This is a genomic window from Salinivibrio sp. ML290 (assembly GCF_001995695.1).
Taxonomy (GTDB): Bacteria; Pseudomonadota; Gammaproteobacteria; order Enterobacterales; family Vibrionaceae; genus Salinivibrio; species Salinivibrio siamensis.
The window spans coordinates 42,665-62,432 of the sequence record NZ_MUEY01000013.1 but is presented as its reverse complement, the minus strand read 5'-3'; the positions used below and the strand labels follow the sequence as shown (position 1 = coordinate 62,432).

Genomic DNA, 19,768 nt, shown 5'->3' with positions numbered 1-19,768 from the left:
ATTATCAAAGCTGTGATCTCCACACTCTAAGCATGGTTTAATGCAACTTGTTGCAACGCTGATCCGACCTCTTGACGGCTTAAATTGATGACTATGTGGCACTTTTTGCGCCTGCTCACTGAAACAGCTAAAAATAACAATAAATTAGATTTAATTTGAACTCTAAGGGTTATAATGGACTGAAAGCACATTGATTATTTGATAGTGAAAAAAACCATAAAAAGTCGATTTTTCTCTCGATGCCTTTGCACTCCAACCGCGGGTATTGTAAGTTTCGTTGGCGATTTTTTCTGGTGGAGGTGAGTAAATGGAAAAACACGAAGAAGTACTGGTTGCGCTGCGGCAAATCATCCGCGCAATAGACCTGCATTCACGAAAACTTAACAAAGTATCCGGGATCACTGGCCCCCAACTTGTCCTAATGCGTGCGATTAAAGAGCTGGGCCAAGTGACCATTCGTAAGCTCTCGACCCATACCAATATGAGTCAGGCAACGGCAACGACCATTCTTGATCGTCTAGAAAAGCGCGGATTGATTTTGCGTGTTCGCAGTGAGCTTGATAAGCGTAAAGTGCATGCCCACTTGACCGAGCAAGGGGAAGCGGCGTTAGAACAAGCACCCAAACCCCTACAAGAAAACTTTATTTCACGCTTTCAAAGTTTAGATGAGTGGGAGCAATCGTTATTGCTGTCATCGGTACAACGTATCTCTTCGATGATGAACGCCGATGATATTGATGCGGCACCGATGCTAGAAGTGTCTGCCCTCACCTCACATAATTCGCAATTCCAGGCAAAAAAATAATGGTCTCCGGCGGGTAAACAGGATGTCTCCACCGGTCCACCTGCCTACTACGGCGTATTAAAAGAAAGTGGCGTATTAAAAGCAAAGGACGTTCGCTTTTTGTCGCCATCAGTCATGCACTGGCTCTGCATGCGACACCCAGTCGCACCATTTACCGTATAGCAGTTTCCACTCATCCGTTATCAATGCGCCATATTGCCCCTATTCCGTCCCCAGACAATCCACAAAAAAAGACGGCTAATAGCCGCCTTATGGATTGAGAGTCAGTCAGTTACACGCTGTTATTTAAGGTACATTGTGTCCTTTTGACGCTACCCATATCCGATACCATTGCTCGCGCGTGAGTTTGAGGTCGTAAGCCGCTTTGGCTGCTTTGACACGTTCAATATTGCCCGAGCCAATGATCGGCAAAGGTTGAGACGGATGACGCATCACCCAAGCATAAATAACCTGATCGATCGTCGCACCACCGAGCTCTTCGCCAATAGCATGCAAGGTATCACGTACCCGCACAGCCTGCTCAGACTCGCCGTTAAACATCTCACCGCCTGCAAGACAAGACCACGCCATCGGTTTAATACGCAAGCGCTGTAACTGATCCAGGGTCCCGTCATGGACCACATCAAAACGTAGCGGGTTGATTTCAACTTGGTTGGTGACCAAGGATTCATCCCAACGAGACTGAAGCAGGTCGAACTGTGCAGGCGTAAAGTTAGACACGCCAAAGTGAGCCACCTTGCCATGATGACGCAACGTGGTGAATGCTTCAGCCACTTCATCCGCATCCATCAACGCGTCAGGACGGTGGATCAGTAACACATCCAGTTTTTCCACGCCCAAACGAGACAATGAGTTATCTACCGACTCCAAAATATGCCGGTAACTGGTATCGTAATGGTTGATTTTGCGGTTTGGAGCCGCTTCACTGACCAACTTGATATCGCACTTCGACACCACTTGGATATCGTCCCTCACGCTGGGATCAAGCTTCAGCGCTTGGCCAAACAGTGTTTCACAGCGGTAGTCACCATAAATATCCGCATGGTCGACCGTCGTCACCCCCAAATCGATATGCGCCTTAAGAAAGCTTAAACGCTGCTGCGGTGTCATTTGCCAATCATCCAGTCGCCAGTAACCTTGCACCATGGGCGAGAAAAACGGACCGACCGGAGAAATAGATGTCGCTTTAAACTCTGACAAAACGGATCCTTTATGCCGAGAAGTGGAGCTATCATGCTAATCCTATCTCCCGCCACCCTCAATGCCTTATCGAGCATTTTGTTAGCCTAACAGTGCGTTCGTTTGTTTTCGCGCAAAGGACAGCACTGTTTGGGTGTTAAATGCACGACAAGTGTTTAATTTATCACCAACACTTGGCGAATGCGGTGAACTTCGTTATCTTATGTCGCGCAAAAAAAGCGAAAAGGAAGCGAAAATGCTTATTCGACGCATGGAATTGCGTGATTGTGACGCGATCAATACGATTTATAATTATTACATTACACACACTGCCATTACGTTTGACTTGTGCCCATGGCAATTAGCTGAACGTGAACAATGGTTCGCTCAGTTTGATCCGTCCTCCTGCTATCAAGCCTGGGTGGCAGAGCAAGACCAACAAATCCTTGGCTTTGCTTACAATACGCCTTTCAATCCCAAGCAGGCTTTCCACATAGCCTCAGAAATCACCATTTATGCGGCCCCCGATGCCGGTGGCCGTGGGGTTGGCTCGGCATTAATGCAAACCTTGCTCGACGGAATGCACGATAAGGCCCTGCGCCGCGCCTATTCTCTCGTCACGCTACCCAACCCAGCGTCATTGGCATTGCATCGTCGCTTTGGCTTCCAACAAGTTGGACAGCTAAATGATGTCGGTGAAAAATTTGGCCAATACCACAGTGTGGCAATGCTAGAGTGCGACCTAACGGTTTGAGCATGTTATTTCCCTATCGAATAAGCCCCCACCTCCACTTTACGCCAGTAAGGTGCCTTGATTTGATGCCGTCATAACGACGTTTCAGGAGTTTAGTAGTATGAAAGTTCGCACCAAGGTTTCTGCGGCGATCATCTCCGCCTGTGTTATTTGTATTGTCGCCACCGCCGCGGTGTTGGCAAACCGAACCACCACACTGTTTGGCGATGAAATGCGAGAGCAGGCGATTAGCCAGCTTAAAGCCGTACGCGAAGCCAAGCACTCTGAATTAACCAGTTATTTTTCATTTATCGGCCAGCAATTAACCTCAATGGCCGACTCCACCATGACCGAAAATGCGGTGACCTCTTTTAGCCAAGCTTATCGACGCTACAGTCGTGAAGTCCGCACCGATAGAGCGGCCCGGCGCGCGCTGCAAGACTACTACACCGACACCTTCGGCGATGTTTACAAAGCGCGCAATGATACCAACGCCAATGCACGCTCCAACCTCGCAGCGCTTGCCCCTGCCACGCGGACACTGCAGCAATTTTATATCAGCGGCAGCCCCCATCCTTTGGGCGAGAAAGACAAGTTGGTGACAACCAATGATGGCTCCACGTATGACAAGGTGCACACTCAATATCACCCCAACTACCATCGCTTTGCCGAAACGTTTGGCTACCAAGACATCGTGTTAGCCGATGCCAATGGCCGTATCGTCTATTCAGTGGCCAAAGAGATTGACTTTGGAACCAGCTTATTTGCTGGCCCCTACGCTACCAGCGGCATGGGTGACGCCTTCTTAGAGGCGATTGATGCAAAAGCCGGCACCATCAGTTTTGTGGATTATCGCCCTTACTTTCCCAGCTACGATGAACCGGCCTCATTTATCGCCACCCCTATCGTCGAAAACGGCGAAACGCAGGGTGTACTTATCTTTAAATTGCCGATTCAGCGTTTAAGTGGCGTGATCAGCGGTCAAGGCCAATGGCAATCCGCAGGCTTTGGACAAAGCGGCGAAATGTTTATGGTGGGGCCTGATAAAGTCCTCCGCACCGAAGCGCGCGCTTTACAAGAGGACAAATCTGAGTATTTACACTTGTTGCGCACCAATGGCGTCAAACCCGACTTGATTCGCCGCATTGAGTTCACCGATACCGCAGCGGGCCAAATGCCGATGGCATCCCAAAGCATTGCGCAAGCACTGGCCGGCGAAACGGGCACTGGCAAAGAGCAGAGTTATCGCAACCAAACCGTCTATACCGCTTACTCACCGATTGATGTCTTCGGCAAGCGCTGGGCACTGGTCAATCAAATCAGTCAGCAAGAGGCGCTATCACAAGTCGCTGCCATGCAAGACACTATTTTAAAAGCGACGGTTATTACCTCGTTGGTACTTGTTGGCGTGGCGATCGTAATTGCCTATATTCTCGGTGGCAATATTGCCAAACCAATGATTGCGGTCACTACACGGATCAAAACCATTGCAGAAAATAAAGATTTAACCCAACGCTTACCTGATAGCGGTAAAGACGAAATGGCACTGCTCGGCCGCTCGCTCAATGACATGTTCGCCAGTTTCCAACAGGTGATTCAAGAGGCGCACCAAGCTTCTGGGTTACTCGGCCAAGCCTCTAACGACATTAATCAAGACGTGGTCACTATGCGCGATAGGGTCGCCGACCAGGTCAAGCATACCCATCAAGTTGCCTCGGCAGCGACAGAAATGGCCACTTCCGTCACGGACGTTGCCCAATATGCAGACCAAGCCTCCACCGCGTCTGATGACATCACAGAAGCCGTCAACACGGGCTCAAAAATTGGTGACGACCTGGTTGAGCAAATCCGCACCTTGTCATCGAGCATGGATGCTGCAACAGCGACCATGGGTCGCTTATCGCAACAGAGCGAAGAAATCGGTACCGTACTGGATGTGATTCAAGCCATTGCCGAGCAAACCAACTTGTTGGCACTGAATGCGGCGATTGAAGCGGCGCGCGCGGGCGAGCAAGGCCGCGGGTTCAGCGTGGTCGCCGAAGAGGTACGCACCCTCGCCTCACGTACCCAAGACTCGACCGAAAGTATCCGCGATAAAATTGCCGCATTACGTCAAGAGACGCAGTCAGCGGTGGCAGATATGGATACCACCAGCCAAACCGTCGACGCTTGTGTGGATTATTGTCAGCAAAATAACGCCGCACTGGTTGATATTGCCAACATGGTCACCGAAATCAATCAGATGACCTCACACATTGCCAATGCCACCCAGCAGCAAACGCAAGTGACGACAGAAATCAGCGAAAGCATCTCTGATATCGCGCAATCGGCTGAAACCGTCTCACAACGCACGCATGACACCGCAGAAACCGTCACCGGCTTAAGCCAACGGTCAGCACGTCTGGCTGATACTATCGGTCATTTCAAAACTGAGTAAATACTCACGCTACCTAGGGAGGTCATCGCACCTCCCTGCTTTTCTCGCTGTCTGTCTAGAAACCACCCATTACGACTGACTAGCTAGACACACGCTCACCATTTGTTCAAATTTTATCCCCTTTTCTACGCACTTTTTATCCGCCGTGACTAGATTCAAAACGTGAGGTAGGAAGGAGTGTCACGATGAGAATCAGTAATAAGATCACGCTCGCAATCGTTGCGGCATCATTAACCTGTGTTTTAACTATTGCGGCTATCTTAGCGTTTAGAACCATCGGCTTATCATCACAAGCGCTTGATAATAAAGTAAAATCGCAACTAACGGCGGTGAAAGCGTCGAAAAAGTCAGAAATAAGTAATTACTTCAAGTTCATTGGTGATCAAATTAATACGCTGTCAGACTCCACCATGACAGAAGATGCACTGGCACAATTGGCACAAGCGTTTAAAACCATCGCCGCAGACACGGCCAACTCCCCTAGCCAAGAGAGCCAACTGGCCAGTTATTATCGCAATCAATTCGGCGCGACCTATCAAGAGATTAACGATACATCCACCGACGTAATGGGAAGGTACAATCAGTTACCTGATGTAGCTAAACGGCTGCAACACGCGTATATCAGCGACAACCCCCATCCATTAGGAAGTAAAGATGCCATGGCGAAAGCCAACGACGGCAGTGTCTACAGTGAGATCCACAGCGTCTTTCATCCCAACTTTCAGCATTATTTAAAGACCTTCGGCTACTACGATATTTTCCTGGTCGATAATCAGGGCAATATTGTCTATAGCGTTTACAAAGAGCTGGATTACGCGACCAACCTGTTAACCGGCCCGTATTCAACCAGTGGCTTGGCTGATGCCTATAAAGCGGTACGCAAAGCGCCTCAGGGTGAGCTGGGCTTTATAGACTTTCGCCCTTACTATCCCTCCTACGACAGTCCAGCTTCATTTATCTCGAGTCCAGTTTATAAAAATGCTCAGCAGATCGGGGCGTTGATATTTCAAATGCCGATCGATCGTATCAGTGAGCTCATTAGTAATAATGGTCAATGGGCAGAGTCAGGGATGGGCACCAGCGGTGAAATATTATTAGTTGGTCCCGATAACCTATTACGCACGCAGCCACGTCTGTTGAGTGACGATAAAGACGCCTACCTCAGTGCACTAGAAAGCCAAGGGCTTAATGCCGATACCATTCACCGCATTGATTATCAAAACTCCGCCGCTGGTAACCAACCCCTCGATAACCCTGCGGTAAAAAGAGCGTTACGGGGAGAGCAAGGGTTTGTCACGCAAACGAGCTATCGTAATACTGAGGTACTGTCTTCTTATTCGCCCATTGACGTCTACGGGGTGACATGGGCGGTGATCAGTCAACAAGACACCGATGAAGTCTTTACAGCCATTACCAAATTACGCACAGACATCGGCGTTGTGACCGCGTTTACGGCAGTGCTGCTAGGCAGTCTCGCCGCACTAGCAGCGTATTGGTTGGGTAAAAGCATTGGCGCGCCTATCTTAAAACTCGCCACCAGTATCAAACAGGTGGCAGACAGTAAAGATTTGACGATCACGTTGCACCATACCAGTAAAGATGAGCTCTCTACGTTGGCTGACAGCCTCAATGAAATGTTCCAAAGCTTCCGAGACGTGATTCAAAAAACACACGACGCGTCAAAAACCTTGTTGTCATCAGCCAACGATATCAGTGATGACGTAGTGGCTGTGCGTGGGCAAGTGGATGAGCAAGCCAAAAGCTCGAACCAGGTCGCTACCGCTGCCACACAGATGGCCGCCTCCATCAGCGAAGTATCAGAGCATGCGAGCAATGCCTCTGAAGCGTCTGACACGATTACCCAAACCGCCAATGAAGGCAGCCAAAAAGGCGAAGCCTTGGTCAGCCAAATGCAAACACTCAAAGATCATATGGACAAAGCCACCCGCTCGATGGAGAAGCTATCACACGAGAGTGAGTCCATTGGGTCGGTGTTGGATGTGATTCAAGAAATTGCCGAGCAAACCAATTTGTTAGCGCTTAATGCGGCGATTGAAGCGGCCCGTGCTGGTGAACAAGGACGCGGATTTGCGGTGGTCGCCGACGAGGTACGCTCTTTAGCCACACGCACCCAGTCGTCCACTGAAGAAATTCGTGCCAAGGTCGACGGCTTGCAACAGGAGACGCGCGGTGCCGCCGATGGGATGACCCAAGCCAATGACGCGGTGACCCAAAGCGTTGAGCATTGTCACGAAAACAACGACAAGCTGGGGCAAATCAAAACCATGATTGAGCAAATCAACGAGATGAACATGCAAATTGCCACCGCAGCCAACCAGCAAACGCAGGTGACCGATGAAATCAGCCAAAATGTCAACACGATGGCACAATCGGCCGACCATGTTTCAGAGCGTACGCGCAACACTGAACAAACCGTCAACCACTTACGTGAGCATGCCCGTACCCTGGAAGCGCGGATCAGTCACTTTAAAACCGACTAAAACTCAAAGGGGTCGGCCTCAAGGCCGACCCCTTCGTTTTCACCTTGTCTGACGATTATTCCATCACCGGCTCACGCTCTAGCTCCCGACGCTTCTCTTCACCAAACCCGCGCAAGCCCACAACATGGACGTGCTCGCGATCATTGAAGATTTTACGGACCAGTTTATACGTCGTGCCTTGCTCTGGGCTGATGTTTTCTGGTGCCGCAATCAACAGCTGCATATCTAAACGATGACACAACTCAAACAAGGTCGAGATCGATTTGGCATCCAGACGGGCCGCCTCATCAAGGAAAAGTAAGCGACATGGGATCACATCTTTGCCACGCAGTCGGCGTGACTCCTCTTCCCAGCTTTGGATCACCATCAGCAAGATTGCTTGGCCGGTACCAATCGCTTCACCGGTCGACAACGCGCCGGATTCCGCTTTCAGCCAACCATCCGTTCCACGGTTGACTTCAATGCCCAAGTCCAGATAGTTACGGTAGTCCAATAGCTCTTCGCCCAGTGTCTGCGGGGCACGTTGTCCCATTTCAATATGCGGGTTCAAACGTTGGAACAACTTGGCCATCGCTTCTGAAAACGTGAGATTTGGATTGCCGAATAAATCTTGGTGCTGGTCAGCATGTTCAGCCAAGCCCATCAGCAACTGTGCATGGGTTTCACGGATAGACACATTGAGGCGCACACCTTGCACTTGACCAAAGCCCACGCTCTGTAGCCCTTGGTTGAGCATACGGATCCGGTTTTGCTCGCGCTGAATGGTCTTGCGAATAATGTTGGCTACCGACTCGGAGCTGATCGCCAGACGTTGTTCACGCTGCGTGAGCTCTTCAGTGAGCCTTGCCAGCTCGACTTCCATTTCCTCAATCGCTTCGACCGGATCATCGGTGCGAATAATGTCGTGACGGATACGCTCGCGCAAATGCTGATACACAGCCACATAGAATAAGACTTTACGCTCAGGCCGTCCGACATCCTCCGACGCACGCAAGGCATCACGCAAGGTTTCATTGTCAGCGACCGCAAGGCGCAATGCCCCCAAGGATTTATCCGACAAAGAGCGAAGCTCGTCAGCTGACATGTATGCCATTTCTCGACGATGCAGTTGTTTTTCCACCCCGTTGTCGCGCGCAATACGCAGGACACTGCACCAACCCGCTTTGGCGTTGACCACAAACTGACGAAGCGCTTGGTACTGCTTGAGCAGTTTACGCAATTCCTTGGTGAGCGACTTGGTTTCCATGTCCAGTGACGTAATCCCACGCGAGAGTTCACTGTGACGCTGCCGGGCCTGATGCATTTGCTCGTACAAGGCATCACGGCGGCTTTGTGCGCGCATTAAGGCGTCTTCATCCGCTTGCACACCTAACTCACCGAGCTCTCGCTTAAACTCGTTCAGCGTCTCTTGCTTAGACTGATGGGCACTTTTGAGTGAGGCAAGCACCTGGTGATATTGACTCGTCTGCGACTGAATTTGCTTGAGCGATTCACGTTCACGTTGGCGCACCTGCTCGGCATCTTTCAGTTTGGCTTTAAGCTGTTCGTTAAGCTCACTGCTTTGCGTCAGCATATCTGACGCATCTTGATAGGCAAAATGCGGACGACGCTCCGCTAAATCGGCAACAGCAAACACTTGCTGCTTAATCGCCTGCAAGGCGTTATCCGCCTCTTGGTAGGCTTGCTCCAGCTTATCAAATTGCTCAGGGTCACTGTCGAGTGTTGCCAGGCTGGTTTCCAATGCCGCTAAGGTTTCTCCATGTTGCTGGATAAAGCCTTGTGCTTCTTTGGCGGCCTCTACGCGCTCAACCGCTGCTTGCAAGCGTGCCTCAAGATTATCCTCTGTGAGCGCCTCGGCACAGTAGCGAAGCTTATCGAGGATTTGTAGCGCTTGCTGACAACGCGCCACCTCCGCCTCGTGTTGTGCCAACACTTGCTTGGCATCGTTTATCGCTCGCTGAGTCTGTGCGCGTTTTTCGCGGCAAGCGGCGATCGCCTGCTCAGGATCGGGCTCAAACGCCACCGTGAGATGCTCGGCAATAAATTGGCTAAATGCGTGTGACAGGCGTTGCCACTTTTGTACATCAAAGGACGCTTTGGCGTGCTCTTCAACCAAGGCCTCCCGTTGTTCACGTAGCTGCTCAAGGCGGTGCTCACGCGCAGCACGACCAAACAGTGGCGTGGCCGGGAAGCGGGAATAACGCATTTGCCGATCGTTTAGATGTACACACACGGCACCCGACAGCTCTTGTGCATCAAACACGCTATCATCAAACGCATCGGCATCCCCCTCAATGATGTATAAGTCATCAGGGCAAGCGTCCAAATCCGTGAGCTTATCCTTTACGCCTTTGAGATCGGGCACCACGATGGCATGCCGCGCCGGGCCATAGAGTGCGCTGAAGTAAGGGGCGTCATCTAGGGTGATATCATCATAAATTTCAGAGAGTAAGGTGCCACCAAGGGTATCGGCGAGACCTTGCAATTGTGCATCGTCGCTGCCACCAGGCTGCGCCAATTGCTCAATCGCTTGTTCAATGTCTGCTTTTTGTTTGCCCAGCTGATCTTGGTGCTGCGTACGCGTGCGTACCGCCTCATGCGTCGCATGCATCGCCTCCATGACCGCTTGACTGTCCACCAAGCTTTTTTCAGTTTGGCTTTCCAGTTTGGTCAAGGCGTCATTGGCCGCAAACCAAGTCGGTGCTTTGAGCTCAAGATCGTGGATTTGTGCGTCCACCGCGTCCTGTGTCCGCGCGAGCTCACGCAGTTGCTCGGCTTGGGTGTCTTTTTCCTCTTGCAGCGCCTCACGTCGCGCTTGCTGCAGCGCCACGGCTTGCTCGACCGCTTCACTGTTAGCCAGCGTTTCGCCCGTTAACGTCTGATACTCCGACACTAACTGGCTCGCGTGCTGATACTGCTCAGCCCGTTGGCTCAATTCGCGCTGTTCATACTGGCGCTGCGTCAGGCTATCGGCCAGATAACGACGCTCTCTACCCTGTTCAACCCAACGCTTGGCGGCCTTGCCAGCCTCAGCACGGTGCACGGATGGATCAAGACGGTGCAAAAGACGCAAGCCCTGTTCAAACTGATTGGCCGTGGCCGAAGCAAGATCGCGTTTGTGTTTGAGAGACAAAACCCGATCCGTTTGTTCTGACTCTTGCGCTTTCAACGCGTGTAAGCGTGTCGTGGCCTCGTCTGCACTGAGGATCTCATCGTCAGTGAGGCGACGGGCCGTCTCCAAGGCATTAACGGCTTGTTGGTACTGCAGGGAGCGCGTTTGTTGCGTGTTGAGCGCTTGTTGGTAGTCGGCAAGCTGAGTCTTCAGACTATCCACTTCCTCTTCACTCTGCGCCGCACGCAATTCGGCGTCAGCAAGCTGCTCTGTGGCCTCTTCCACCACCATGATTTGCTCTTCAAGTCGCTCCGACAACTCGAGCAAATCTTCCTCATAACGCTCAATTTTTTCTTGTTGACGCATCGCCGATTGCACCAACTGCAGATGATCGGCCGCCGCTTGGTGATCTTGCTCGAGATGATCTTGCCCGGCTTCCAGCTCGGCTAATTCTGCGCGCATGGTTTCCGCATGCTGCTGCTTTTGCTGCAATGTCTGTTGTGCGGCGTTCAGCTCCGCCCGCAACGACAGCGCTTGTTCCAGCTTGCTTCGGCGCTCATTGGCATGACGCATGTAGTCCGAGGCCACATAATGGGTCGCTTCCGTGATCAAATGCTTAAACAAGTCACGATCGCGCTGCGTCAGCTTAATTGCCTCAAGCGTCATACGGTTTTCTTTCAGCGCCACTTCCATATCTTGGAAGGCTTTTTTCACACCACCATTTTGTGGCAACAAATACTCGCGCAACGACTTGGTGATTGCGCTAGAAATGCCGCCGTAGAGTGACGCTTCAATTAATCGATAAAACTTGCCTCTATCTTGCTGGGTGCGCAGCTTTTTCGGTAGCACGCCAAATTCAAACATTTGCGCGTGATAGTCGGTGACCGAGTTAAAGGCTTTAAAGTGCGCGGTTTCATAGGCGCTCGCCGCCTCTTTTACCTCGTTCAGCTGGCGTACACGCGCTTGACCGTTATTTAAGGTCTCGACCAACACATCGGTTGGGGCCACAGAAGAAGGCAAGCCTTGTAAAACGAACGGCTTGATATCCACCTTCTTATCACGCCCTGCCACTTGTTGAAGACGCACACCAAACAGCACCCGCTGTTGGCGTGAATTCACTACATCCAAGGCGGCATAGCAGGCACCTGGCTGTAATTTACCGTGCAACCCCTTATCACGAGAAGCACTTGAGCTGCCTGCCTCTGTGGTGTTACGGAAATGCAACAGGGTTTGGTCAGGGATCAGCGAGGTGATAAACGCCGCCATGGTGGTCGACTTACCCGCGCCGTTCCCGCCTGATAAGGTGGTGACGAGGGAGTCAATATCAAAGGTTCGTGCAAAAAAGCCGTTCCAGTTCACCATGGTGAGTGAGTGATACTTACCGCGCTGGCTCATACTGTCGGCTCCTCTGTTGTCTCTGTATCGGCATTGTCTGCGTCTTCATCCGAGTGCTCATCGAGCAAGCTTGATTGAATGTGCGCTTGGCTATGCACCACGGCTTCCCCGTCACGAATCAGACGCAATTGGGCTTCTTGTGGATCGTCACCGCTTCGTACATCAGCACCAAAACGGAACGTTGCTTCACTGACACGGAATTTACTTCCCTCACCGATGGGTAAGATCATCCCGAGACGACGCAAACGTCGCAGCGAGGTTTTCACTTTGTCGAAAAGCTTCTCACGGTCAAGATCTGAGCCTGTTGCGCGATGCGTGACCAACTTCATCAGTTTCTTCTCGTCAGCCAACGCTAATAGCTCATCAAAAAGCTCTTGGGTGGTAAAGATCCCCTCTTGGGCCAAGCGCTCTGGGCTTAAGTACAGAAAACAAAGGACTTTGCCAACCAGCATATCCAGTTCAGATAGCACGCTACGCCTAATTAAACTGGTTGAGCGAGGACGAAGATAGAAAAAGCCCTCTGGCGCGCGGACCAATTCAGCGTTATAACGCTGGTAAAAAATATTCAGCTCTTGCTCAAATTCCATCAGCAAGGCGTGGTTATCCAGATCGTCGCTGGCAATATGGCGGCCAGCACGCAGTGCACTGTCCAACGCCGGGAACAAAGGGTTAGCAATGGCTTTRGCCAGCCCTTCTGGCATTGGCTGTTCAGTATTTATCGATGACATTCGCTTGTACCTTAGCTCCGAAGTCGTTAATCGCCTGCCAATCAGGCTGAATCGCGTTAAGATCAGATTGGGAGTAGCCCATGCGGACCGCTTGGTTAATCACTAAGCGCGCGAGATCAAAATGGCGAGCTTGTGGGTGCTCGGCTAAGTAATCTTTCAGGACACGACCTAAGTCGATCGCTTGTCCGGTTTCTCGATGGCGGTTGAGCATCTGTGACACTTTCTGTGAAAGGCCATCGTCAACCACACTTAATTGTTCGAACGCCACCTCTTCTGGCATCTCTCCGGTGACTTCATCGTCACGTAACACCAAGGCTTCATCTCGCGTATCACGCAGTCGCTCAGCATCGGCATACGTTAAAAACCATGGCGCGTCAAAGTAGTCCGATACCGACTGACGTAAACGCTGGCTGAATGCACGGTTTTTATCCATATCAATCGCGGTGCGAATAAATTTATGCACATGGCGGTCGTAACCTATCCATAGGTCGATCGCTTGCTGTCCCCAGTTCACGATACGATCCAGCTTCATTTGCAAGCTGTATACCATGCGATCGACGAACTCAAGATCATCACGCCCCCGCACCACTTCTTGAATCTCAAGCAGCTGACTCTGAAGCTCATCCCCCGCGGCCTGCAACGTTTCTTGTAACTCTTGCAAAGTACTCGAGGTTTCGTTGAGCAAGTATTCACAGTTAGCGATTGCGGCTTGCCAGTCCTGGGTGAGGAGCGCAGCAATATCTTCTTTTACCTGTTGTTGCTGCTCATCCATCACGCGCTGATTAAGATCGATGCGGTCAAAAATCTCGGCGACCGAGTACTTCAACACACCATAGACGTTATGACGCCAAAAGGTCGCATCCCCATCTTCTTCCGCCGCACGGCGCGCCTTAGCGATTTCGTCAGCCACCATAGACAGTTGTACCGACAGCTTTAGCGTTGAGTATTCACGATGACGGGCGTAATAGTCCGCAATACCTAGCGCCAATGGCGTGAGGCGGTAAATGCTATCACCATCGGTCATTTCACTGGTAAACCGGCTTAGCAACCGCGCTTGCACCATTTCGTTGATCGCATTGTTGGCGCGAAAAGCAACATTGCCAAGCGTGGCACCTTCACCGCTAACAAACTGCTCACTGACCAGTCGAAAGACATCCACGAGCTCATGCTCGCTCAGTTCGTCCTCCAACCGCTCTTGACTCATCACCGCCATTGCCAGCAAGAATGCCAAGCGCTCTGGCGGCAGGTTTAACCCTAAGTCACTTTGTTTTACCCAACTAACCAACTCAGGTACTGTCTGAGCGTCGTCTGTCCACGACTGGGAAGACTGAGCCTGATCACTCATCCGTTGTCCTTGTTTTTATCTTGATTGCTTGGGGCACTGTGCTGTCCCCATACATGGATATATCGCCCCAGAGACACAAATGGCTCTTGGCGGCAAAGCTGTTGCTCCAACGCCATGACCTGCTCAAAGGTAAAATCACCAATATTGGTATCACGCATGTAATCGTGAAAGGTGCGTACGCCTGTTTTACCTTTGAGGATAATGTCACTGTCTTGCATCCATCGATACACGCTCTCTGGTTGCAAGCCTTTAGGTGGCTGAAGCTTAAACCGCTTACGATGCGGCATACCTTCCTCAACATGCGTGAGGTTACCGCACACGAGGTTCTTAAAGAGCAACCCGGTTTGGTTATAGAACATCACCGATGCGATCCCCCCCGGGCGCAGTTGCTTAAGCAAGTCTTTCAATACCTGCTCCGGCTCCGCGGTCCACTCCAGTACCGCATGAAATAAAATCACATCCGGCGGATCGCTCAAATGGTCGCCAATCGTCTGCACCGACGAATGAACCAGCTGATACTGCGCAAGTAAGCCCTGTTGTTCAATCTCCTGACGGGCTAAGTCGAGCATTTGCGAAGAAAGATCACATAAAGTGACCCTGTGACCGCGCGCCGCCAAGTGCCGAGACATAGGGGCAACCCCACCGCCGGCATCTAAAATATGCAGGGTCTGCTCAGGCGGAAAACAGTGCAGGATCTGCTCGATGTCCTGCCAAACGACCGCCTGGCGGATTTCGCCTTTGCCCGATCCATAAATGTTTTTAACAAATTTGTGGGCAATGTCGTCGAAATTTTTATCCTCAGTCACAATGGCATTCGTTATCATTGAGTGGTAGAAAGGCATATTCTGTCACAAGCCTTACGTTAATAAAGGTTTATGGCATTATTTGTGCCTCGTTTGACTATATTTCGGGCGACATTGCATGTTTGAATTAAAAAAACTTATCTCAACCTTGATAATGCCCTTGCCCGCGCTGTTATTGTTGGGTCTTTTCGGGCTATGCCTGCTTTGGTTCTCTCAGCGTAAAAGGCTGGCATCTTTTGTTATCTTCGTTGCGTTTGCTGGGATTTTTCTCACTTCGTTTCAACCGGTCGCCTCTGGACTCCTTCGTCCACTTGAGCGTCAATACACCGCGTTTCTCCCCACGGAAAAGCCGGTAGACTTTGTAATGGTACTGGGCAACAGTCATGTCGTAGATGACGCCATACCCCCAACCTCAGAGCTTTCTCGTGCGGCGTTAATGCGCCTCGCAGAAGGCATCCGTATTCACCGAATGTACCCCACCTCCAAACTAATTTTGTCGGGCTATGACCATGGTTATGAAGTCAGCCATGCGCGTATGTTGGCACGCGTCGCAATGGCGTTGGGTGTCAATAAAAACAGTATCCTGTTGCTTGAAACCGCCAAGGATACATGGGAGGAAGCCTACCAAGCCGCATCGGTGGTTGGCAGTAGTAACCTAGTGCTCGTCACATCCGCGGCACATATGGATCGTGCCGTCTACGAGTTTCAAAGCGCTGGACTCGATCCCATCCCGGCTCCCACTAACTTCATGGCGCAAAAGCAAATTAAGCAGCCATGGATAAAATACGGCCCACGTGCGCAATACCTCGAGCAGTTCGAACGCTATTGGCACGAGCGATTGGGACAAGCGTGGCAACGTCTCCGTGATTTTATCGCTCAGCCGGCCAATTAAGGTCCCCACAGCACATCACCCACCAAAAAAGCCGCGATTGATTCGCGGCTTTGTTATTACCATTCGCAGTAGACGTAAAACCGCGCCTATGCGTTGCTATCTACGGCTAAATAAGCACGCACTGCCTCTAAGTCTGCTTGGGTATCGACGCCATGTGGGGGCGTCTGTGTGGCAACCGCCACATGGATTTTCTCGCCATGCCACAATACGCGCAGCTGCTCTAACGATTCAATCTTCTCCAACGGACTCGGTGTCCAGTGAATGTAACGGCTAATAAATCCCGCTCGATAGCCATAAATACCAATGTGCCGCAACAATGCTTGTGGGATGTCGGGAGAGTCAGCCTCGAAATGGGTGCGATCCCAAGGGATGGTGGCGCGACTGAAGTACAAGGCAAACCCTTTATGATCCGTCACTACCTTGACCACGTTGGGGTTAAACACTTGGTCTTTGTCATCAATCGCAACCGCCAAGGTAGCCATCGGTGCCTGGTCATTTTGGCTGAGGTTCTCCGCCACTTGACCAATTACCGCAGAGGGGATCAGCGGTTCATCGCCTTGCACATTGACGATGATATCGTCATCGGCAAAGTTATAACGTTCGACCACTTCCGCTAAGCGCTCAGTGCCAGACTCATGGTCGGCACGTGTTAAACACACCTCGCCGCCAAACGCCCGTACCGCCGATTCAATACGTTGATCGTCCGTTGCAACAATCACCTGACTGGCACCGGCCGCTTGGGCGCGCTCATAAACGTGTTGGATCATCGGCTTGCCAGCAATATCAGCCAACGGTTTACCCGGCAAGCGGCTCGAACCAAATCGCGCCGGGATCACCACATAAAACGGGCTCATCCCTGGACCTCTTCCAATGACATATCGCGAGCTTCTGATTCAAGCAGCACGGGAATACCATCAATGATCGGATAGGCAACACGATCAAACTTACAAACTAACTCATTGTTATCGCGTTGATAATAGAGTTTGCCCTGGCATGATGGGCAGGCCACAATTTCAAGCAGGCGGTGATCCATAGCGTTCCTTTATTTTTTATTCGCGTTTGTTTGCAAACGTTCTATCTTGGTGAATACGGCCTGAGCTACCTCGTCAGGCAGCCGTGCCTCTACCGGTAAATACCACCAGTTATCTTGTGCGATCCCTTGGTATTTTACCGCATCTTTTTCTGTCATCAGCAAATGTTGCCCCTTCTTGCTCAACCTGTCCAGCTCGTCGGCGTTGAGGGTTTGATGATCATTAATTCCTTGACTGTGAACGGGTGTCACGCCCATTTGCTGCAAGGTATTAAAAAAGCGTGGTGGATGGCCAATCCCGGCGACTGCCACCACTTGCGGTAGCATTGAGGCTTGACAGCGTTGTCCCGTACGTAGATTAACGGCCAAGCCAGGCACCAGATGCATCCCCCACTCTTGCCCTTGTGGTGTCCCACCGTTAGTGACCAACATATCGACGCTCTCAAGCCTATCGAGTGATTCGCGCAACGGCCCCAACGGTAGATAATGACCGTTACCAAACCGGCGCTGGCCATCAATGATCACGATCTCTATGTCTCTTTCAAGCTGGTAGTGCTGGAGACCATCATCTGTGATCACAATATCGACACCTTCTTGCAGGATACGTTTAACCGCCTCGCTGCGGTTGGGGTCGACACAGACAGGAACTTGAGTGCGACGTGCTATCAAAACCGGCTCATCCCCCGCCGTGCGCGGTGGCGTGGTTTGGCTGAGTAAGAGTGGATAGTGCTCAGATTTACCGCCATACCCGCGTGACACCACCCCTGGACGGTAACCATGCGCTTTTAGTTGTTCCACCAACCAAATCACAAACGGGGTTTTGCCATTGCCGCCAATCATGATGTTCCCCACCACGATAACCGGCACTGGCGCCGAATAGCGCTGTGTTTTGCCGCGCAGATATTGACGCCGACGATGGCGCGCTATCATGCCAAACAACGCACTAAACGGTCTTAATAATACCGACCATAGCGGGCGTTGATGACCAAACCACAGTTGCTCTAGCATGCTCAGTCACCAAACTGAATACGGTGAAGCTGCGCATAGGCCCCCTCACGTTCAAGAAGCGCTTGATGACTGCCTCGCTCGACAATCTCACCTTCATCCACAACCAAAATTTGATCAGCATCTTCAATGGTCGACAGGCGATGGGCGATCACCAACACCGTACGATTTTTTTGCAATTCATCCAGCGCCGCCTGGATAGCGCGCTCCGACTCTGTATCCAGTGCCGACGTTGCCTCATCCAGGATCAAGACGGGCGCATTACGTAGCAAGGCACGCGCGATGGCTAAACGTTGGCGCTGTCCGCCAGACAGGCTGACGCCGTTTTCACCAATCATGGTGTCATAGCCATGATCGAGCCCGCGGATAAAATCATCGGCATAGGCAAGTTTCGCGGCGTGCTCGACTTGCTCACGGCTATACTTGTCTTCTGCGGCATACGCGATGTTATTCGCGACCGTGTCATTAAACAGATGAACGTTTTGCGACACCACCGCGACATGCTGACGCAAATTACCTAGGGTATAATCCTCAATCGGTACGCCATCGAGCGTAATCACACCACTGTCTAGTTCATAAAAACGGGTTAACAGGTTAGCAATGGTGCTTTTTCCTGACCCTGAACGCCCAACCAAGGCTAGCGTCTGCCCTGCTGGCAATTCAAAGCTCACATGGTTGAGGGCCGGCGCATCTCGAGTGGGATAGGTGAAGACCACATCCTCAACCTTAATGTCGCCACTCACTTGCTCCACCGCGTGTGTCCCGGTGTCTTTTTCGGTCTCCAGCTCCATCAGATTAAATAAACTGTGGCAAGCCGCCATCCCGCGTTGGAACTGAGAGGTCACGTTGGTCAAGGATTTAAGTGGGCGCATCAGACCAAACATGGCACCAAACACCACCGCAAAGGTACCTGCAGTTAGCTCAGAGCGAATCGCCTCTGTGTTGGCCAAAATCAACACCACCACCAATGCCATTGACGCAATCAACTGGATCACTGGGTTGGCAATCGCTTGTGCGGACACCAGCTTCATGGTCTGCTGACGCATACGGTTACTGACTTTCTCAAAACGTGTCTTTTCAACGTCTTGCCCACCGTAACTAAGCACCACTTTGTGCCCTTTGAGCATTTGCTCGGCGGAGCTAGTCACCGACCCCATTGCATCTTGCATATTGGAAGAAATGCGACGGAAGCGCTTAGAGACGATGCGGATAGAAATCGCGACCACCGGCGCAATCACCAGAAGAATGGCGGAGAGCTGCCAGCTTGACCAAAACATCAACGCCATCAAACCGATGATGGATGCCCCTTCGCGCACCAAACTGACCAACGCGCTACTGGTCGCTGACGCCACTTGTTCTGAGTCATACGTAATCCGAGAAAGCAGTGCCCCGGACGACTCTTGGTCAAAAAAGCTGACGGGCATTTTCATAAAGTGATTGAACATCCGGCGGCGCATGGTCATCACCACATGACCCGACACCCAAGATAAGCAATAAGCGGACACAAAGCTCGACAAGCCACGTATCACCATGAGTGCGACCAAATAGACAGGCATCCATTTGAGGAAATCGCCTTTGACATCATCATAGGTAAAGCCTTGATCAAGCAACGGCTTCAGCATTGAGAGCATCAGGGTGTCACTGGCGGCATTAATCACCAAGGCGATAATGGCAACAATGAGCCCTACTTTATAGTTGGCAATGTAGGGCCACAGCTGCTTAAACGTCTGCCAGGTCGTTTTATCTTGATATTCGCTCATTAAAATCGTTTAGATGTGTTAAACAGACGGGCATTCTACTCTT

Annotated in this window: 14 protein-coding genes; 5 read left to right on the top strand and 9 right to left on the bottom strand. The window is 51.3% G+C overall.

Annotated features, from left to right (window positions below; genetic code table 11):
• Window positions 1-307 precede the first annotated feature (307 nt).
• Window positions 308-805: a MarR family winged helix-turn-helix transcriptional regulator gene (locus tag BZG23_RS12235; protein ID WP_046073151.1), complete on the top strand. Its 498-nt coding sequence runs from the start codon at window positions 308-310 to the stop codon at window positions 803-805.
• Window positions 806-1,090: 285 nt separating this feature from the next.
• Here the strand turns inward: BZG23_RS12235 and BZG23_RS12230 are convergent, their stop codons facing one another.
• Window positions 1,091-1,951, bottom strand: a complete 861-nt coding sequence (locus BZG23_RS12230; RefSeq protein ID WP_046073798.1) for an aldo/keto reductase — start codon at window positions 1,949-1,951, stop codon at window positions 1,091-1,093.
• Between the two features lie 289 nt (window positions 1,952-2,240).
• Here BZG23_RS12230 and BZG23_RS12225 point away from each other — a divergent pair, with 289 nt between their 5' ends.
• The 3 genes from BZG23_RS12225 (at window position 2,241) to BZG23_RS12215 (ending at window position 7,655) form a co-directional block, all read left to right on the top strand.
• Entirely contained in the window at window positions 2,241-2,738 is a 498-nt protein-coding gene (locus tag BZG23_RS12225; RefSeq protein ID WP_077607108.1) for a GNAT family N-acetyltransferase, read from the top strand.
• A gap of 100 nt (window positions 2,739-2,838) precedes the next feature.
• Window positions 2,839-5,154: a methyl-accepting chemotaxis protein gene (locus BZG23_RS12220; RefSeq protein ID WP_046073150.1), complete on the top strand. Its 2,316-nt coding sequence runs from the start codon at window positions 2,839-2,841 to the stop codon at window positions 5,152-5,154.
• A gap of 185 nt (window positions 5,155-5,339) precedes the next feature.
• Window positions 5,340-7,655 carry a methyl-accepting chemotaxis protein gene (locus tag BZG23_RS12215; RefSeq protein ID WP_077607086.1) on the top strand — a complete coding sequence of 772 codons (2,316 nt, stop codon included), beginning with the start codon at window positions 5,340-5,342 and terminating at the stop codon, window positions 7,653-7,655.
• Between the two features lie 55 nt (window positions 7,656-7,710).
• Here BZG23_RS12215 and mukB read toward each other — a convergent pair whose 3' ends face one another.
• The 4 genes from mukB to cmoM are packed head-to-tail and all read right to left on the bottom strand — an operon-like array spanning window position 7,711 to window position 15,041.
• Window positions 7,711-12,162, bottom strand: coding sequence for a chromosome partition protein MukB (gene mukB / locus BZG23_RS12210; protein WP_077607085.1), 4,452 nt, complete (start codon window positions 12,160-12,162; stop codon window positions 7,711-7,713).
• Window positions 12,159-12,890 (bottom strand): chromosome partition protein MukE, encoded by a 732-nt coding sequence (gene mukE / locus BZG23_RS12205; RefSeq protein ID WP_046073147.1) that lies wholly within the window; start codon window positions 12,888-12,890, stop codon window positions 12,159-12,161. The genes mukB and mukE overlap by 4 nt, the downstream gene beginning before the upstream one ends.
• Window positions 12,871-14,235, bottom strand: coding sequence for a chromosome partition protein MukF (mukF, locus tag BZG23_RS12200; protein ID WP_046073146.1), 1,365 nt, complete (start codon window positions 14,233-14,235; stop codon window positions 12,871-12,873). The genes mukE and mukF overlap by 20 nt, the downstream gene beginning before the upstream one ends.
• A complete protein-coding gene (cmoM, locus tag BZG23_RS12195) occupies window positions 14,232-15,041 on the bottom strand; it encodes a tRNA uridine 5-oxyacetic acid(34) methyltransferase CmoM (RefSeq protein ID WP_046073796.1) in 810 nt (269 codons plus the stop codon). The genes mukF and cmoM overlap by 4 nt, the downstream gene beginning before the upstream one ends.
• A gap of 115 nt (window positions 15,042-15,156) precedes the next feature.
• Between cmoM and elyC the strand changes: the two genes are divergently transcribed.
• Window positions 15,157-15,930: an envelope biogenesis factor ElyC gene (gene elyC, locus BZG23_RS12190; RefSeq protein ID WP_046073145.1), complete on the top strand. Its 774-nt coding sequence runs from the start codon at window positions 15,157-15,159 to the stop codon at window positions 15,928-15,930.
• A gap of 86 nt (window positions 15,931-16,016) precedes the next feature.
• Here the strand turns inward: elyC and kdsB are convergent, their stop codons facing one another.
• The 4 genes from kdsB to msbA are packed head-to-tail and all read right to left on the bottom strand — an operon-like array spanning window position 16,017 to window position 19,725.
• Entirely contained in the window at window positions 16,017-16,784 is a 768-nt protein-coding gene (gene kdsB / locus BZG23_RS12185) for a 3-deoxy-manno-octulosonate cytidylyltransferase (protein WP_077607084.1), read from the bottom strand.
• Entirely contained in the window at window positions 16,781-16,963 is a 183-nt protein-coding gene (locus BZG23_RS12180; protein ID WP_046073143.1) for a Trm112 family protein, read from the bottom strand. The genes kdsB and BZG23_RS12180 overlap by 4 nt, the downstream gene beginning before the upstream one ends.
• Window positions 16,964-16,972: 9 nt before the next feature.
• On the bottom strand, window positions 16,973-17,968 hold the full coding sequence (gene lpxK, locus BZG23_RS12175; protein WP_077607083.1) for a tetraacyldisaccharide 4'-kinase: 996 nt from the start codon (window positions 17,966-17,968) through the stop codon (window positions 16,973-16,975).
• Window positions 17,969-17,970: 2 nt separating this feature from the next.
• Window positions 17,971-19,725 carry a lipid A ABC transporter ATP-binding protein/permease MsbA gene (msbA, locus tag BZG23_RS12170; RefSeq protein WP_046073142.1) on the bottom strand — a complete coding sequence of 585 codons (1,755 nt, stop codon included), beginning with the start codon at window positions 19,723-19,725 and terminating at the stop codon, window positions 17,971-17,973.
• Window positions 19,726-19,768: the final 43 nt, after the last annotated feature.

Excerpts from the sequence above, each read along its gene's own strand:
- mukF (WP_046073146.1), bottom strand. The coding sequence starts at position 14,235 with ATGAGTGATCAGGCTCAGTCTTCCCAGTCGTGGACAGACGACGCTCAG.
- BZG23_RS12215 (WP_077607086.1), top strand. The coding sequence starts at position 5,340 with ATGAGAATCAGTAATAAGATCACGCTCGCAATCGTTGCGGCATCATTA.
- BZG23_RS12235 (WP_046073151.1), top strand. The coding sequence starts at position 308 with ATGGAAAAACACGAAGAAGTACTGGTTGCGCTGCGGCAAATCATCCGC.
- elyC (WP_046073145.1), top strand. The coding sequence starts at position 15,157 with ATGTTTGAATTAAAAAAACTTATCTCAACCTTGATAATGCCCTTGCCC.
- BZG23_RS12220 (WP_046073150.1), top strand. The coding sequence starts at position 2,839 with ATGAAAGTTCGCACCAAGGTTTCTGCGGCGATCATCTCCGCCTGTGTT.
- lpxK (WP_077607083.1), bottom strand. The coding sequence starts at position 17,968 with ATGCTAGAGCAACTGTGGTTTGGTCATCAACGCCCGCTATGGTCGGTA.
- mukB (WP_077607085.1), bottom strand. The coding sequence starts at position 12,162 with ATGAGCCAGCGCGGTAAGTATCACTCACTCACCATGGTGAACTGGAAC.
- msbA (WP_046073142.1), bottom strand. The coding sequence starts at position 19,725 with ATGAGCGAATATCAAGATAAAACGACCTGGCAGACGTTTAAGCAGCTG.
- kdsB (WP_077607084.1), bottom strand. The coding sequence starts at position 16,784 with ATGAGCCCGTTTTATGTGGTGATCCCGGCGCGATTTGGTTCGAGCCGC.
- BZG23_RS12230 (WP_046073798.1), bottom strand. The coding sequence starts at position 1,951 with ATGGTGCAAGGTTACTGGCGACTGGATGATTGGCAAATGACACCGCAG.
- BZG23_RS12225 (WP_077607108.1), top strand. The coding sequence starts at position 2,241 with ATGCTTATTCGACGCATGGAATTGCGTGATTGTGACGCGATCAATACG.
- BZG23_RS12180 (WP_046073143.1), bottom strand. The coding sequence starts at position 16,963 with ATGGATCACCGCCTGCTTGAAATTGTGGCCTGCCCATCATGCCAGGGC.